The sequence below is a fragment of the Bacteroidota bacterium genome (genome assembly GCA_026391695.1).
In the GTDB taxonomy this organism is placed as follows: Bacteria; Bacteroidota; Bacteroidia; order Bacteroidales; family JAGONC01; genus JAPLDP01.
On the sequence record JAPLDP010000031.1, the window covers coordinates 1 to 18,965 of the forward strand.

An 18,965-nucleotide genomic window follows, 5' to 3' on the forward strand; every position below is an offset into this window, starting at 1 on the left:
GCTTACCAATCCGACCAATACAGCACAGACGGCAACCTATACTGTAACACCTACTTCAGGGACTTGCGTGGGAGCAACCTTTACGGTAACGGTCACGGTGAATCCAACCCCCTTCATTACTGATATGACGGCTGCTGTTTGTAATGGTGCGACCTTTACGGTAACTCCTGTTAATGTTACCAACGGAATAGTCCCGGCAGGAACGACCTACAGCTGGCCTGCACCGGCAGTGACCGGAGGGATGACAGGCGGATCTGCAGGCAGCGGTGCATCAAATATCAGTGGAACGCTTACCAATCCGACCAATACAGCACAGACGGCAACCTATACTGTAACACCTACTTCAGGGACTTGCGTGGGAGCAACCTTTACGGTAACGGTCAACGTCAAACCTATCCCCACCCTGTCAAGCAGCCTCGACCCCCAGGTAGTTTGCAGCGGTGCTCCATTTTTCTATCATCCCACCAGTGAAACGCCGGGTACTGTCTTTACATGGACAAGGGCTTCTGTTCCAGGCATAACTCCAAGTACAGGATCTGGCACCGGTGATATCAGTGAAACCCTGACAAACTCAGCAAATTTTTCCAGAACAGTTCATTACCTGATCACCCTGACTGCTAATGGTTGTGCTAATCCACAGGTTTATGACCTTGCTGTTACCATTAATCCTATCCCCAACTTTACGAGCAGCCTGACCCCTCCGGGCATCTGCAGTGGCAGCCTTTTCAGTTATACGCCGTTAAGCAACGTAACCGGAGCAACATTTAACTGGAGCCGCGCATTAGTTGCCGGCATTGCTGAACCAGCAAATTCCGGAACGGGCAATCCAAATGAAGTTCTGACCAACACAACCCCCTTACCGGTGACTGTAATCTACGCATATACCGTTTCTGCCAACGGGTGTACCAATCCCTACACATTCAATGTGCAGGTCGTTGTCAAACCCATACCCGTATTGACCAGCAGCCTCACGCCTCCCGGAATATGCAGCGGCAATATATTCAGTTATACACCGACAAGCAGTACACCGTTAACTATTTTTAGCTGGATTCGCGCCACCATTCCGGGAATCCAGGAACCAGGGACAAATGGCACAGGGAATCCTAATGAACTACTTACAAACACTACTTCTAATCCTATCACTGTAATTTATGTTTATACATTAAGTGCATCGGGTTGCTCAAATCCAAATGCATACAATGTTTCGGTGGTAGTAAGTCCGCTGCCTGTTTTAATAAGTGATCTCACCCCACCGGATATTTGCAGCGGGACACTTTTTAGTTATGATCCACAAAGTAACGTTACGGGGACCACATTTCAATGGAGCCGTGCATCCGTTGGAGGCATATTACCGTTAGGAACAACCGGAACGGGCAATCCCAATGAAGTGCTGACAAATACCACTGCACTCCCAATATCTGTAAGGTATGTCTACACGCTCACCGCCAGTGGTTGCCAGAATCCAACGACATTCAACGTTGACGTGATGGTGAATCCCACACCTGCGCTCTCCAGTAGTTTAACTCCTCCGGCAATATGCAGCGGCACTATTTTCAGTTATACCCCGACCAGTAACACACCTGGAACTACTTTTCAATGGAGCAGAGCTGTTGTGGCCGGGATCAGTAATCCAGCAGCCACAGGTTACGGTAATCCCAATGAAACCCTGTATAATACCACCAACTTGACCGTCAATGTGACCTATGTATACACCTTGACTGCCAATGGTTGTACCAATGTTCAAAACGTGGTGGTGGGTGTGAAACCCACACCGACGGTCAATCCTGTCGCTAACCAGACGTGGTGTCATGGCGCAGCTGTGCCGGTTACTACTCTGACAGGGCCTGTTTCAGGAACCACCTTTTCCTGGGTAAATAACAATACTTCCATTGGACTGGGTGCCAGCGGCACAGGCAACATACCTGCATTCACAGCCACAAACCTTACCGACGATCCCATCATTGCAACCATCACCATAACACCAACTGCCAACGGCTGTGGCGGGCCTACCTACTCATACACCATCACTGTATATCCACGCCCGGTGCTAACCAGCAGCCTTACTCCTCCGCCCATATGCAGTGGCACCGAATTCAGCTATGAGCCCACCAGCAACGTTGTCAACACTGCATTTGCATGGAGCCGGGCCGCGGTAGCAGGCATTTCCAATTCAGCTGCTACCGGTACAGGTAATCCCCATGAGATTCTGAACAATACTACCGTTCTTCCAGTTGTTGTAACCTATATCTATACATTGACTGCCAACGGGTGTACCAGCCCATCCACTTATGCCGTGGTGGTATCGGTAAATCCCAATCCGACACTCACGAGTACGTTAAATCCACAGCCAATCTGCAGCAATACAACATTTTCCTACATACCTACCAGTGGAACACCCGGAACAGTATTCAACTGGCACAGGCCGGCAGTTCCCGGCATAAGCAATGCAGAAGCATATGGGACAGGAAATCCCAATGAAATCCTGATCAATACTACTAACTTACCGGTAAGTGTGACCTATATATATACTTTAACAGCCAATAACTGCTCTAATGTCCAGAATGTAACCGTCATTGTTAAACCGGTACCGACTGTTGATCCTGTTGCCGACCAGGAATATTGCAACGGAGATGCAGTCACGGAAACGATACTGACCAGTCCGGTTTCCGGAACAACTTTCGTCTGGACCAACAACAACACCGCAATAGGATTAGGTGCAAGCGGCAGTGGTAATGTGCCGGCATTTATAGCAACAAATACCAGCCCTTCACCTATCCTGGCAACCATCACTATCATCCCGACAGCTGCCAATTGTTCAGGCACTCCGATCACCTATACCATAACAGTATATCCCGCTGCTACTGTCAATGCCATCGCTGATCAGGTGTATTGTAATGTCGATGCAGTTCCGGTGACTGTTGTTTCAGGCCCTATCGCAGGTACAACATTCACCTGGGCAAACGACAATACCGATATTGGTTTGCCGGCAAGCGGTTCGGGCGATGTTCCGGCATTTACTGCTACTAACAGCACCAATTCGTCTATACTGGCAACCATAACCATAACCCCTGCCTACGGCGGTTGTGATGGCATCCCGTTCAGCTACACCATTACTGTACATCCCTCGCCAAGTGTGAATCCTGTGGGCAATCAAACCTATTGCGAAGGTGTCACAGCTCCAGAAACAATTCTCACGGGAACTGTTGCAGGAACGGTATTCAACTGGGTGAACAACAATACCGGGATCGGTCTTAGTGGAAGCGGCACCGGCAATATTCCTGCATTCACTGCAACCAACAGTACGCCAAATCCTATCATCGCCACCATTACCATAACTCCGACAGCGAACAACTGTACCGGTGCTTCCAATGCGTATACCATCACGGTAAATCCAACGCCTGAACTCAGCAGTTCCCTGAATCTTCCGGCTATCTGCAGTGAGTCACAATTCTACTACATAGCCACCAGCCTTACAAGTAACGTCGTTTTTACATGGCACCGGGCTGTCATGCCGGGTATCAGTAATCCGGAAGGCAACGGTACTAATACAATTGATGAAGTACTGGAAAACACAACCTACAGCCCCATTCCTGTTACTTATCAGTTTACGCTGACTGCCAACGGCTGTACTAACGTACAGAATGTGGTAGTTGTTGTCGCGCCGATACCTACGATGACAAGTCCGCCACCTTCTCCAACCGTATGCAGTCAATCGCTGTTTTCCTATACACCCTCAGGCCCTGTTGCAGGAACCATCTTCGCGTGGACAAGAGGGGCTGTGGCGGGAATCCAGAATCCTGCAGCATCAGGAGTTGGAAGCATTAATGAAACGCTCATCAATACAACCACCAATTCCATCCCGGTTATATACGTCTATACATTATCAACCCCTGAGTGTACAAATCCCGATCCGGTAAACATAGTTGTTGTCGTGATACCCGCACCGGTGGTCACTGTTTCCGCTTCAGAAACACAGGTTTGCCCTGGAGAATTGTTCGACTTATTCTCCTCGTCAAACCTTGGTCCAACGAAACCTCCGGTACTCTTGTCTGAGAACTTTAATGCGGCTACAAATAACTGGACAACACAGAATAATTCAACAGGAGGCACACCAGCCAATGCAGCCTGGACGCTTCGACCTGACGGGTATAATTACAATGGGGTGATTTTCCATTCTAATGATAACAGCCAGTTTTATTTATCAAATAGTCAGGCTCAGGGTGGTGGAACAACAAGAACTTTTTTAATATCTCCGGCTATGAATACAGTTGGATATACTACCCTCCAACTTGATTTCTGGCATTACTATCGTGACAGGGGTAACAGTGATGATTTTGCATACATCGAAGTCTCAACAAATGGATCAACCTGGATTGTCAATACAACTTTTAATACTACACGAGGTGCAGCAAATAATTTTCGACATGAAACGATAAATTTAAGTGCAGATATTAATAATCCGACGTTTTACATTCGTTTCAGATACACTGCAACAAATGATTATTATTGGGCCATAGACAACGTAACCATTACCGGTACCTCTCCATTACCTTCCTGTGAATGGACATCAGACCCACCTAGATTTACGTCCACAGATATTAATCCCACAGGGGTTTCCCAGGCCCAGACTACTTCTTACATTGTAACTTATGTAGATACTCAGACCAACTGCCCTGGAAGTGATACAGTTACCGTTGTGATGGCTCCAATACCGGATGCGAACATTACAGCTGATTACTGTTCAGTTCCGGGTAAAATTGTACTAACTGCGTACCCCTCCGGTTGTAGTTACCTCTGGAACACAGGGGCCACCACTCAAGCCATTCAGGTAGATGAAGTGGGTATATATAGTGTCACTGTCACCAATACTGATGGTTGTTCATTGACAGCTTATATAAGTGTTGCTAATGAGCTTGTTACTGATGGTAATTTCACGAATTTTGTTGCTGCTGCTCCAAGTTTTTTTACGGAATATACTCAGAATCAGGCTTATTATAATCCTGCCGCACCTAATCCACAACTCACTGGCTTATGGCCGGAAGGATATTATGCAGTGAATACAAGTGCCTGGTATAATCCAGGCACAAATACAGGTTATCACCCCGATTTTCATGGCAGGGATCATACCAACAATACTGTTGGACAGAGAAACTTCATGATGATAAATGGGAGTACTACCCTTATTGAAGATCCACCTGGAAGTGGTAATTGGAGACAGAGAATTATCTGGCAGCAAACAGTAAGTGTTGACCCCAATACTGATTATTATTTCAGTGCATGGGGGATGAACCTTAATCCTGTAGCTCCTGCTATTTTGCAATTTGAGGTAAATGGAACCCTTGTCGGTTCTATAGATGATCTTGATATCGCACCCAAACCGACATCAGAAGGCGAGGTGAACCTGTCAAACTGGGTTCGTTTTTACAGCACTCCGTATTGGAATTCCGGTTCAGCAACGACTGCTGTTATCAGGATACGAAACCTAAATACAATACCAGGTGGAAATGATTTCGGACTTGACGATATTTCTTTTGGAACCCTATCACCTATTCCTTTAATTATTGATCCTTTGGCGAACAATGGCAATGATCTTTGTGAGGGGGATACCCTTTACCTGGACGCCAATATCGAAGGTGGACTGCCTCCTTTTAATTTTTCATGGACAGGGCCCGATGGATTTTTATCAAATCTTCCTAATTCCATAATTCCCCGTGTCACTATGGCAAATGCCGGTTGGTATTACCTTTCGGTTACGGATGGTTATGGATGTCCACCTTTTGTAGATAGTGCATTTTTAAGCATCATACCTTCACCCACAGCAACCCTCAGTTCATCAGTCTCTGTATGTGTTGATGATCCGGAACCGATTGTCATATTTACTGGCGCTGATGGTACTGAACCGTACACCTTTTTCTACACAGTGAATGGGGGACCGGAACTAGATACCACCACTACCTCCGGAAATTCTGTCAGCATATCTGTCCATACAGACACATCGGGAATATTTGTTTTTGCTTTGGTGAGGGTGATAGATCTGAATGGCTGTGACAGACCAGAAAACGATGTTTGTACGATAACCATCAGCGATTTACCCGACTGCCTGATCTCAGGCGCTGATTCATTATGCCCCAACACCTCCGGAAATATATTTAATGGGCCTGCTGGAATGGCTGGTTATTCCTGGAGTATTACAGGCAATGGAGCCATTGATCCTCCAACCAATGAAATAAATGTTACTGTTACAGCAGGTTCTGACTGTGACAGCACCTTCACATTAACTCTTACTGTTATTAATGATGAGGACTGTGACTCCACTTGTTCCATGGTCGTGCAGGTTCAGGATAATATGCCTCCTGCATGGACAACCTTAGCAGGAAGCCTCGATTGTATACTGCAATGCTCGGATGCGGCAGGATTGGCAAATGCACAAACTCTTGCACCATCAGCAACCGATAATTGCACAGTTTCCCTGACTCCTGTTAAGACAGCTGGGAGTTTTATTCCCGACGGCTGCGCTCAAGCCGGCACCTATACCAACACATGGACTGTTTCAGATGCTTGCGGCAATCCGGTTACAACGCCATTTACCCAAATAATCACCATTATTGACAATATAGCGCCGGTGTGGACTACACCTGCCGGAGCTTTGGATGTAACACTGGATTGCGGTGATGCAGCAGGTCTTGCCGCTGCCCAGGAGCTGATGCCGGTGGCAAGCGATAATTGCGATACTTCATTTGTTCCAATAAAAACTTCTGGTCTTTTCGAGCCAGGAGCATGTGCTTATTCAGGGATATACACCAATACTTTTACAGTAAGTGACGACTGTGGAAATCCAAGCAGTATATATACCCAGGTGATCACCATCAACGACAATTCGAATCCTGTCATCACTTGTCCAAACAGCATCAGTATTGACTGTGATGAGTCCATTAATCCAACAAACACCGGAACAGCCATTGCTACGGATAACTGTGATCCTAACCCGGCCATTACTTACAGCGATGTAACCATTCCTGGTTCATGCCCTGACTCATACACCATTCAGCGTACCTGGACTGCCACCGATACGTGCAGCAACTCCATCAGCTGCATGCAGGTGATTTCGATGCAGGATGTCACACCTCCGGTGTTGGTTGGTATACCAGCGGATACTACCGTATCATGCGATGCAATTCCTCCTGCGTCCACGGTTACAGCCACTGATAATTGCGATTTGTCGGTCACTGTTACTTTTTCCGAAACCAATAATGTTATAAATGGTTGCGGTACGATTACCCGCACATGGAGTGCTACCGACGATTGCGGTAATCCCGCACATGCCAGCCAAATAATTACAGTGATTGACAATACCGCTCCCGTGCTTACCGGGGTTCCTGCTGATGTTACCGTATCATGCGATGCAATACCTGATGTTCCTGTTGTTACGGTAACCGATAATTGCGATCCTACGGTAACCGTAATATTCGATGAAACTATTAATACGGTTGTGGGTGGATGCGGCGAGATCATCCGTACCTGGAGCGCTACTGACTACTGTGGTAATACTGTTTCTGATTCACAAACTATAACGGTAGAAGATACGGTAGCTCCCGTTTGGCTTACCTTGCCCGGCGAGCTGAATGTGACACTGCAATGCAATGATGAGATCAGCCTGGCTATAGCCCAGACATTGGAGCCTATTCCTTTTGATAACTGCGATCCTGATGTTGACTCAGTGAAGATATCAGGGTCATTTGTTCCAGACAGTTGTCCCCAGGCCGGTATTTACACAAACACATGGACGGTTACAGACTATTGTGGCAATACGAGCGAAGTTTTCACCCAGGTGATCACAATTGTTGACAATACACCCCCGGTATGGGATCAAACTCCCAATTTTCTAAACCGCAACCTGGCGTGTGCAGATATTGCAGGTTTGAATGCAGCTTTGGCTCTTGCTCCCACAGTAACCGACAATTGCGGTATCACAATTACTATAAACCAGGTATCTGATGTCACAATCCCTGGCAGTTGTTTAGGGACCTACTCACGGGTGAGAAAATGGACAGCCACTGATAACTGCGGTAATACCAATGCTATTCAATACACGCAAACCATAACGGTTACTGATAATGTAGCTCCGGTTTGGGATCAGGTTGCCGGTGTTCTGGATGTATCTGTTGCCTGCGATGATTTTGATGCCCTGAATGCAGCGCTGGCCTTATCGCCAACAGCTACTGACGAATGCGGCTCCGGCGTTACCATCAGCCTGGAAACTGACAATATTACTCCCGGAGATTGCCTTGGAACCTATATACGAGTGAGAACCTGGACAGCTTCCGATGATTGCGGAAATATCAACCCTCTTGTTTACACGCAAACCATCTCGGTAATTGATGATGAGGAACCAGTGTTTTACAATATCCCGGTCGATGTTGCCATCAGTTGCGAAGATCCTCTGCCGGCTGTTCCGGACAATATCATAGCCTTTGACAACTGCAGTGATTATGTCACTGACGATATTGTGTTTACAGAAAGCGCCCTTATTCCTGATCCCGGCTGCCCGAATGGCGGTACCATCACAAGAATATGGACCGTTGACGACGGCTGCGGGAACACTGCAACTGCAACCCAGATCATTACCATTGATGACAATACTCCGACTGTTATCTCCTGTCCCGAAAATCTGAATATTATGGCAGATCCAGGCATGACCTATGCCACGGTTACACTTCCTGCTCCGGTTTATTCTGACAATTGCACCCCAGGTGCAAGTATTTCCCTCTCCTGGACGATGAGTGCTCCCACTGCAGGTTCCGGCAGTGATACGATCCCTGTTCCATTCCAGTTCAATACCGGAACGACCACCGTAACCTATATTGCTACCGACGCTTGTGAAAATGCGGACACCTGTAGTTTTACGGTGACTGTGGCACCTAACGATCCGCCGGAAATTACTTGCCCGGGGACTATCACGCAAAATACTGATCCCAGCCTGTGCACCGCAGCTATAAGCCCCGGTTTCCCGACATTAGTTTCAGGAACGGAACCCATCACCTACACCTGGGTGATGACAGGCGCCACCACAGATTCGGGCAGCGGCCCAATTGTGCCGGATCCCTATACCTTCTCCCAGGGGATGACAACCATCAGATGGATAGCCACCAATATAGCCGGAGCTGACACCTGCTATCAAATAATCAACGTCATTGATAACGTACCGCCAACCTTTACCATTACTTACACCACTGTAAGCTATTGTGCGAACAACATTGATTCAGCGCTTTACAATCCAAACCCAACACCTGGCATCATTCCTGAATATGATGATCTGACCTACGCACGGCCTGAATACTATTTATTCAGCGAAGGGGATACAATTTTTAACCTTGATCCGGTCATTAACAATTTTAGCGATAACTGTTGTGCCGATGATGGCCTTATACTTCATTGGAGAATAGATTTTTCGCCAACGCCCGATCCGTCAACACAAGCACATCTGCCTATTACAAAACCAGCCATTGCCGATCAGACAGGTCAACCCTCTGAATATGGTGACATTGAATTCCCGGCTGATGGTGTGTATTTCACTGATATCGATCACTATTTATATTATCGGTTGGAAGATTGCAATGGCAATCTGTCAGCGGAGCAAATGGTGACAATTACTATCAAACCCAGACCGAATGTGGTCAAAACGCCATAAACTATGAATCCTATTATAAACTAAAACTATATGCCTATGAAACACACCTGGGTGCTGGTTTCCGCTCATATACAGTACCTTACGGGAATAGCGCTCAAAACAGAAAATCACTTAACATGAGTTATTCACATGTGTATCCATTAAAATTTATTGCCTATGAAAAAGGAAGAAAATGAAATCAACGACAGACACGGGGGGAAGTTTCGGATTGCTGAAACCCGAACCTCTTTCCCCTCTTTAATCTTTTAAATCAATCAAAAACAAATTTTTTTAATTCATTAAATTTAAAATCAATTAATTATGAAAAAGCAATTTTTATTCATTCTGATACTGGCTTTATTAGCTGGTACTAGTCAAGTATTTGCTCAGGCCGTTGGAGGTTCACCACCTCAACCAATAAACTGCGCGGGTACAGCTGCAAATCCTATCGCTGGTGTGCCATATGATTACTCGGCATTAATTAACCCTGCTCTTGGTAGCGCTTATTGGTATGCTACCAATTCGACCACTTTTATGACTGCTGGTGCCCGCCCTGCAGGTATCGAGTTGCTTGCTGGCGGAACTGTTGTTGAAGCTGCAACCAACTATATGGACCTTACCATTGGTGACGCATCACCCACGACTACTAACATCACCTGGACTTCAGATGGTTTAGCAGCCAATACTCCTCCAACTGCAACTGATCCTCCTACTCTTTTTGTGGCTCTTGAATATGATGCACCAGCTGCTGGTTGTGCCAATAATGTCAAAGTGTACCCAATTCGTCCTATCAATGCATTTGTTGTTGATATTATGAATATGACACCCGGTGGAACTCAAACTCCTTCAGGATATGGTGTGGTAGAGACACAATGTTTCGCTGGTGTTCAGTCAGCTGTATGGCAGGCTGCTCCGGCACCTGATGGTAGCATTGTCTATGATTTTGGAACAAATGTTTTATACTATGAGGTAATTGCGGCCAATTTTACTGAATTATACACACCACAGTTCCAGATTTCGGGCCTCCAGGGAAACCAAACAGCAGATTTAGACTGGGGTTATACCATTGGTACTTATGATCATAATGTAACCACTGGTTCGGGCAATGGAATATATGCCAGTCCAGATGTTCTTACTGATTTGACAAATACTTCTACTGGAGTATCAATTTATGTAAGGTTGACTATGCATAATGCTAATTGGGAAGGGTTGGCACAACTCCCTGTTGAACTGGCTGTTGATGCAGTAAATTCTGCTCTTCAGGATGATGTCAATAATGCAACCTGTCTTGTCAATACACCATTTGAGGATAATGCTGATCAAACTGTTGATCCGAGGCCAACTGTTACAGGAGTGGCTCCTAACACATTCCTCCCGGTTGCTCCTTAACCTGCAGGTATGAGCAATGGGTAACGGGCACTGCTTTTTCATAAAAGGAAGGCAGGCTGTGGCATAGCCATAGCCGGGCTTCTGCTTGCAAAGGCAGGTTGAAAAAGCATGCATGTTGCTAATTGAAAATGAATACCATGCAGCTCAAGGGCAAACGACGACGAAAGCCATACTGGATCTCCATGAGGCTTTAGCGCCCGGACTTTCCGGGATGCACGTCATTGTTGTACCCGGGCTGAAGGAATTATGAACGCCACCTGTGTGGCATAAATCCTTCAGGTTATGGAAAACAAAGCCCTTCATCATACCCGATCGCCAAACCTGGCAACGGTATGTTTCTACTGCATACGGCAGAACGGCCGTATTATGTGTTTTTATGAGCGAAAGCGCGTGGGAACATTCAACATTCAATATTCAACATTGAACACTCAATCTTCATTTGAATATTCAAAATGGAATTTTCATTACAATGTTCAATATTGAGTTGTACGCAAAACGCGGAATGCTAAACATTTAGATTATGTATGGATAACATCAAATATGGACAAGGTTGCCGGGGAAGGCCGAGAGATTCGCTTTACCATGCGAATGGCCCGCCCGAGGATCCGTTGGACCATTGCAAAGGACCGCCAGGCGATGTGCCTGAACGGGCAAATGGACCACCTCTCAATGCGTTAGGACGCGCTGGACCGGGAATTTTATATTCTTATTTCAGGGAACCTGCTGGCTGTTTAGCGAGCGGGAATGCAAGAGGTATGCCCGGAAGGGAACGTTCAGCATTCAATGTTCAAGGGAATGAACCTGTTCATTTAAACAATCAATTATGAGCGGTTACGCGCAACACGAAACGCAAAACGCGTAACACGAAACTCTAAACATTTAGATTATGTATGGATAATAGTAAATATGGACATGGGTGCCGGGGATGGCCAAGAGATTCGCTTTACCATGCGAATGGCCCGCCCGAGGATCCGCTGGACCATTGCAAAGGACCGCCAGGTAAAGGTATGTGCCGGGCCGGACCGTGGGGATTTCACTCTGCCGTGAACATGACCTGTTGGCTGTATAGCGAACGGGAAGGGGTAGAGTGTGAGATGTAGTGAAGCTGATTCATTGTAGAATGAGCAATTAACAGTGAGTGATCAGTAATCAACAGTTAATAATTAATTGAATGATTACAATTGGATATTTGAGAAATAGTGCATGGGAAAAACCATTGACAGATTGGGGTGGAAGAGCTATGTCATGAAAAATACAAAACATTGAACAATCAACATTCAACTTTTAAGGGGGAAATGAGATTAGAAGTGAAAACATAATATAATAGATTATTTCAGGTACCGCTGCAACCTGCAACCTGCAACGTGCAACCTGAAACACATAACGAGTAACAAAAAGAAATTTGAAGCTACTATTACATAAAATTCTTCGTTCGGCAGTGGCAGCTGCGTTGCTCCTGCTGTTGACGGCTCAGGCGATGGGCCAGACGGGGAATTTTGTGTACCAGGGTCAGACCACTGAACTGAGCGTGGTGCAGATGGAAGGAGACACCTATGTCTGGGAATTATATTCAGATGAGGACCTGACCATCAACTTTGCTACAGTTCCGGGCAACTGTCCCCCGGCAGAGGCGTATTTTGTGAGCGGCAATACAGGGCCTACCGTTACAGTGATGTGGCTGACCACAGGCATCTACTTCTTCAAGGTGACTGCTTATGATGCCGATAGCTGTACTAATAACTCAAAGATAGGAAAGATGGAAGTGCTTCCGGGCTATTCATATGGATCATTCCAGAACCCTGAGCCTATTTGCGAGAATGATACGGCCTCGCTTACTGTCGATATCACCGGAGGAATAGGACCCTGGAGCATCACTTATACGGATGGAACCAACTCCTGGATGATTGATGACATCCATGAGACCCCGTACACGTTCGTACCGGAGGAAAATCCAGTAGTGACGACCACTTACTGGATAACATCGGTGACCAACGGAATAGGATTGATAACCGATATTCCTTCCGACCCGGTGATACTGATTGTAAATCCGAGGCCGGTTACGTCACCAATATATCGCTATGATCCGACGAGTAAAAAATAAAAGATAGTGAAACAAATCAGGTACATAGGATTGATCATTCTGCTGCTGGTTGCCGGCCGGCTGGCGGGCCAGGGTATTCCTGTGCTCGACACCGTATGCGCAGGTACCGACCGCTACTACCGTGTAGACGGTTCGGCAGGATCAACCTATACCTGGCTCCTCACCCTGCCGGGAGGCACTACCGATACATTACCATCTGATGCAGATACCCTTGCCATTGCCTGGAACTATAGCCCAGGCACCTACCTGATGCAGGTGATCCAGCATTCTGACTCGAGCTGCGATGCTATACCCGTTTATGGAGAGTTGATCATCCTTGAATCGCCGGATGTCTTTGCAGGCGATAATGATCTGGTCTGCTCCGACAGCACCTATTACCTTGCAGGTTCATGGGCACAGAATATCAGCTCACTGTCATGGACCACCAGCGGCGACGGCATCTTTAATGATTCTACCCTGCTGCATCCCATTTACACACCGGGAAATAACGACATTTTAATCGGCAGTGTCGTTCTTACCCTTACCGGTGCGGGCATGGGCGCTGAAGGAGGATGCGAACCGGCCGTTTCGAATGTCACCCTTGCGATTCTCCAGGTTGAAATCAACATCTCAGCCCTGGTAAATGTATCCTGTTACGGGTATAACGACGGATTTATACAGTTAGTTGCCTCGGGCGGTATCGAACCCTATACATACACACTGAACGGTGAATCCAACCAGACCGGCTTATTCGAAAATCTCTATGCCGGTGACTACGGTTATACTGTATTCGACATCAATGGCTGTACGACCGGGGGCAATATTACCATTACCGAGCCACCGCCAATGGAGGCATTATATAGTTTCACCCCTGCTACCTGCAATGGGGGCAACAACGGAACGATAACGATCTTTGATGCCTCAGGTGGTTCCGGCACCTATGATTACAGCATAGATGGTACCAATTGGCAGACCGCTGGCTTCTTCAATGGCCTGGCTCCCGGGATATACATTCCACAGATAAGAGATGCCATTGTCGTAAACTGTATCTCCATTATTGATACTATTGATATTTCAGAGCCCGGAATGCTCAGTGCAACAGTCGATTATACTAATGTGACCTGTTTCAATGCGAATGACGGCACTATAACAGTCACTGATCCCGTCGGCGGCTCAGGCAGTTATGAATACAGTATTACCGGCTTCCCGTGGCAGTCATCGGGCCTCTTCACGGGACTTGCTCCTGCTTCTTATGAGGTTATAATTCGCGACCTGAATGATCCAGATTGCGAAGTGGTGCTGGCCACCATCGACATCGTTGAACCTTTAGCACCTTTTGTCAGCGCAGGCGATGATGCTCAGATCTGCTCTAATGAAACCTATACCCTTTCAGGAACCACAAACATGGGTGCTGTAGGGTGGTCGACAAACGGTACCGGTTCATTTGACGATACCACGCTGCTGGCAGCCACCTACACCCCCAGCGTTGAAGATATTGACTCCGGAATGGTGATGCTGACCCTGACTGCCTTTGCAGGAGGGGATTGTGAAAATATAAGCGACACGATGGCACTGATCATCTGGAAACAGGTCACCGTTTTTGCAGGCAGCGATGCCTCCATCTGCGACGGCGACACCTACCAGGTACCCGATGCGGTCGCCACCGACTATGCTGCATTATTATGGACACACGATGGAGCAGGGATCCTGACCGGAGATACCACGTTGACGCCCACCTATATACCGGACACAGGAGAAACCGGCCTTATCACACTCATATTGTTAGCCACTCCGATGGGTTCCGGAACATGTCCGGAAGTTCAGGATACCATGACCATCATCATTACAGGATCACCTATGGTCAATGCAGGCGTTGATGCTCCGATCTGCTCAACCGATACCTACACCCTATCAGGCACTTCCAATATGACCTCTGTGCTGTGGACAACGAGTGGCACTGGTACTTTCGATGATCAGACCTTGCTTAATGCAACCTATACATCCAGTACTGATGATATTAACGCCGGTCAGGTAATCCTTACCCTTACAGCCAATGGCAACGGAAATTGCGAACCTGCCAGCGATGAGATGGTGCTGACCATCTGGAAACAGGTCACCGTTTTTGCAGGCAGCGATGCCTCCATCTGCGAAGGCGACGCCTACCAGGTACCCGATGCGGTCGCCACCGACTATGCTGAATTATTATGGACACACGATGGAGCAGGGATCCTGACCGGAGATACCACGTTGACGCCCACCTATATACCGGACACAGGAGAAACCGGTCTTATCACACTCATATTGATGGCCACCCCGATGGGTTCCGGATGTCCGGAAGTTCAGGATACCATGACCATCATCATTACAGGAGCACCTGTGGTCAATGCAGGCATCGATGGAGAGATATGCTCAACCGATACCTACACCCTATCAGGCACTTCCAATATGACCTCTGTGCTGTGGACAACGAGTGGCACTGGCACCTTCGATGATCAGACCTTGCTTAATGCAACCTATACACCGGGTACTGATGATATTAACGCCGGTCAGGTAATCCTCACCCTTACAGCCAATGGCAACGGAAGTTGCGAACCTGCCAGCGATGAGATGATACTGACCATCTGGAAACAGGCCACCGTTTTTGCAGGCACCGATGCCTCCATCTGCGAAGGCGACGCCTACCAGGTGCCAGATGCCAGCGCCACCGACTATGCTGAATTATTATGGACACACGATGGAGCAGGGATCCTGACCAGAGATAACACGTTGACGCCCACCTATATACCGGACACAGGAGAAACCGGTCTTATCACACTCATATTGATGGCCACCCCGATGGGTTCCGGATGTCTGGAAGTTCAGGATACCATGACCATCATCATTACAGGATCACCTGTGGTCAATGCAGGCGTTGATGGAGAGATCTGCTCAACCGATACCTACACCCTATCAGGCACTTCCAATATGACCTCTGTGCTGTGGACAACGAGTGGCACTGGCACTTTCGATGATCAGACCTTGCTTAATGCAACCTATACACCCAGTACTGATGATATTAATGCTGGTCAGGTAATCCTTACCCTTACAGCCAATGGCAGCGGAAATTGCGAACCTGCCAGCGATGAGATGGTGCTGACCATCTGGGAAAAAGCTACTGCCTACGCCGGTAATGATGCCTCGATTTGTGAAGGAGACCTCTACCAGGTGCCCGATGCCAGCGCCACCGGATATGTATCCATAGAGTGGATCCACAACGGAGCAGGAACCCTGACCAATGGAACAACCCTCTCGCCTATCTATACGCCAGCTCCCGGAGAAACCGGCCTGGTCACACTCATCATGACCGCGATTTCAGAAGGAGGCGGATTATGCCCGGATGCCATGGATTCGACGATGATAGAAATTACCGGGGTACCTATCTGCTCTGCCGGAAGCGACGACGAGATCTGTGAAACCGAAACATATACCCTGTCAGGGATGGTAATCAATTCTTCCTCTGTCCTCTGGACTACAAGCGGTACAGGTGTTTTCGATAACGCAAACATTCTGGCTCCAACTTACACCCCGGGTCAGGAAGATGTCGCTGCAGGGCAGGTCACCCTTACCCTGACCGCATTTGGTAACGGAAGTTGCGGAGCTGTAAGCGATCAGATGGAACTGACTATCGTTAAGCTGGCCGAGGTTTATGCAGGCTCCAATGACTCCGTGTGTGAAGGTGATAGTTTCCAGATACAGGGCGCTGCTGCCAGCAACTTTGTCAGTCTGTTATGGACACACAACGGGCTCGGAACTTTGACCGATGAGACCACCTTATCCCCGACCTATACACCCGGATCCGGAGAAACAGGCCTCATCACCTTGATCCTCAGTGCTATCTCATTACCACCCTGCGAGTCAATAAACGACACCATAATCCTGACAATCCTGCCACGGGTTGAGGTTGATGCCGGTGCGGATGCAACGGTCTGCGAGGGCGTAACTTATGTAATTCATGGCGCAACGGCAGTAAATTTCAGTGAATTGCGCTGGTCGACGAGTGGTACGGGATCTTTCAATGATTCTACTATTATGAATCCAGAATACACACCAAGCATAGATGACATTTCATCCGGAGGCGTCACTCTGACCCTTACCGCTTTCGGTCTAGGCAACGATGGTACCTGTCCGCCGGCTGTTTCAGATCTGGTTATCTGCCTCAGTGTGCTGACGATAGACGCTACAGTCACCAACGCCTCCTGCCCGGGAACACCCGACGGATCCGTCACCATGGCAGCAACCAACGGAAATGAGCCTTATGAGTATACTCTGAATGGAAATACTAACAATACCGGTTATTTCGCTGATATGCTTGCCGGTACCTATAATTATCTTATCAGTGATGCAAACGGATGCAAAGCTCAGGGAATAGTGACAATCGGAATAACAGATGATCAGGCACCTGCAATTAACTGCCCGGCACCCGTTGTAACCAATACTGAACCTGGTGAATGCTTCTCTTTCAATCCTTTACTCGGATCACCTTCTTCTGTGACAGATAACTGCGGTATCGACACTGTTTTCAACAACTTCCTTGCATTGTTCCCTGACGGTCAGGTCCCGGTCGGTTCCTGTACTATTACATGGACAGTCATTGATAATTACGGCAACTCAGCTACCTGTTCACAATTGTTGTCGGTTATCGACAACGAGTATCCAGAAATCTCATGCCAGGACATCAATGGTCTCGCCGAACAGGGAGCATGCGAAGGATATGTTACTATACCTACACCTGAAGTATCGGATAATTGCCAGATTGATAAGGTCACTAACAGTCAGAATGGCACCGGCGATGCCAGTGGAATCTATCCCGTAGGAACCAATACTGTAGTATGGTCGGTTTCGGATATCTATGGAAACACATCCACATGCCATTTCAGTGTAACTGTACAGAGTGACCCGGTGGCTGTGGATGACTATGCTTCCACTCCTGATGAAGTGCCGGTGGATATTTATATTCTGGGTAACGATAAATATTGCGAGAGCGACAATGGATCAGCATCTGCAACTATTATCAGGGATCCGGAACATGGTCTGGCGATAATGACTAATGCCATCAGTTTCTTAATTTACCAACCGGATAATGACTTTATTGGAATCGACAGCCTTGAATATGAACTATGCGATTACACAGGTGAATGTGATACTGCAACTGTGTATATTACGGTATTTTACTATAACAGCCCACCTGTAGCTGTAATAGATTACGATTCAACGATCGTCAACATTCCAAAAGTAGTCGCCGTACTCGCGAATGATTATGATCCGGATGGACAAATTATTGACTTTGAGCTGGTCACGCAGCCTATGCATGGGACATCCAGTAAGATAATAGCAGACAGGGCGATTTTATACAGCCCCCTCGAGGATTTCATTGGTATCGACGAATTCTCTTATGCCATTTATGATGATGGTAATCCGTCATTAAGCAGTACGACAAAGGTCATCATGTACGTGCTTGATGAGGATGACTTTCCGGGACCTCCAATTATCATTTATAATGCATTGACTCCTAATGCTGATGGCAAGAACGATTTCTGGAAACTAAAAGGAATCGAACTATTCCCGGATAATCAAGTCATTATCATGGACAGATGGGGGACCATTATAGCAGAATTCGAACATTATGATAATGCAACGGTGCGATGGGAAGGAAAAAACAAAGAAGGCTTCATGGTACCTAACGGAACCTATTACTATTTTATCTCACTATCAGATCATAGATTATTTTACAAAGGATGGGTATTTCTATACCAGGATTAAAAATGATAAAGAAACAACAAACAGTATATA

The 18,965-nt window shown here is 47.1% G+C and carries 6 protein-coding genes; 5 read left to right on the plus strand and 1 reads right to left on the minus strand.

All coding sequences use genetic code 11. The annotated features are described in order from the left end of the window. Together NT175_03210 and NT175_03215 are read left to right on the plus strand one after the other, a co-directional pair. Positions 1-9,688, plus strand: a 9,688-nt coding sequence (locus tag NT175_03210; GenBank protein ID MCX6233721.1) for an HYR domain-containing protein, incomplete at its 5' end; no start/stop codon positions are given. Positions 9,689-9,988: 300 nt separating this feature from the next. Beyond that, positions 9,989-11,056, plus strand: coding sequence for a hypothetical protein (locus NT175_03215; protein ID MCX6233722.1), 1,068 nt, complete (start codon positions 9,989-9,991; stop codon positions 11,054-11,056). 144 nt (positions 11,057-11,200) lie between these two features. Here NT175_03215 and NT175_03220 read toward each other — a convergent pair whose 3' ends face one another. Next, entirely contained in the window at positions 11,201-11,362 is a 162-nt protein-coding gene (locus NT175_03220) for a hypothetical protein (GenBank protein MCX6233723.1), read from the minus strand. Between the two features lie 218 nt (positions 11,363-11,580). Between NT175_03220 and NT175_03225 the strand changes: the two genes are divergently transcribed. The 3 genes from NT175_03225 to NT175_03235 all read left to right on the plus strand — a co-directional run bounded on the left by NT175_03225 (position 11,581) and on the right by NT175_03235 (position 18,935). Further along, the gene (locus NT175_03225) at positions 11,581-11,883 is read left to right on the plus strand and encodes a hypothetical protein (GenBank protein ID MCX6233724.1); all 303 of its coding nucleotides are present in this window, start codon (positions 11,581-11,583) and stop codon (positions 11,881-11,883) included. A gap of 575 nt (positions 11,884-12,458) precedes the next feature. Continuing rightward, a complete protein-coding gene (locus NT175_03230) occupies positions 12,459-13,157 on the plus strand; it encodes a hypothetical protein (protein ID MCX6233725.1) in 699 nt (232 codons plus the stop codon). A gap of 6 nt (positions 13,158-13,163) precedes the next feature. Next, the gene (locus NT175_03235; GenBank protein MCX6233726.1) at positions 13,164-18,935 is read left to right on the plus strand and encodes a gliding motility-associated C-terminal domain-containing protein; all 5,772 of its coding nucleotides are present in this window, start codon (positions 13,164-13,166) and stop codon (positions 18,933-18,935) included. Positions 18,936-18,965 lie beyond the last annotated feature (30 nt).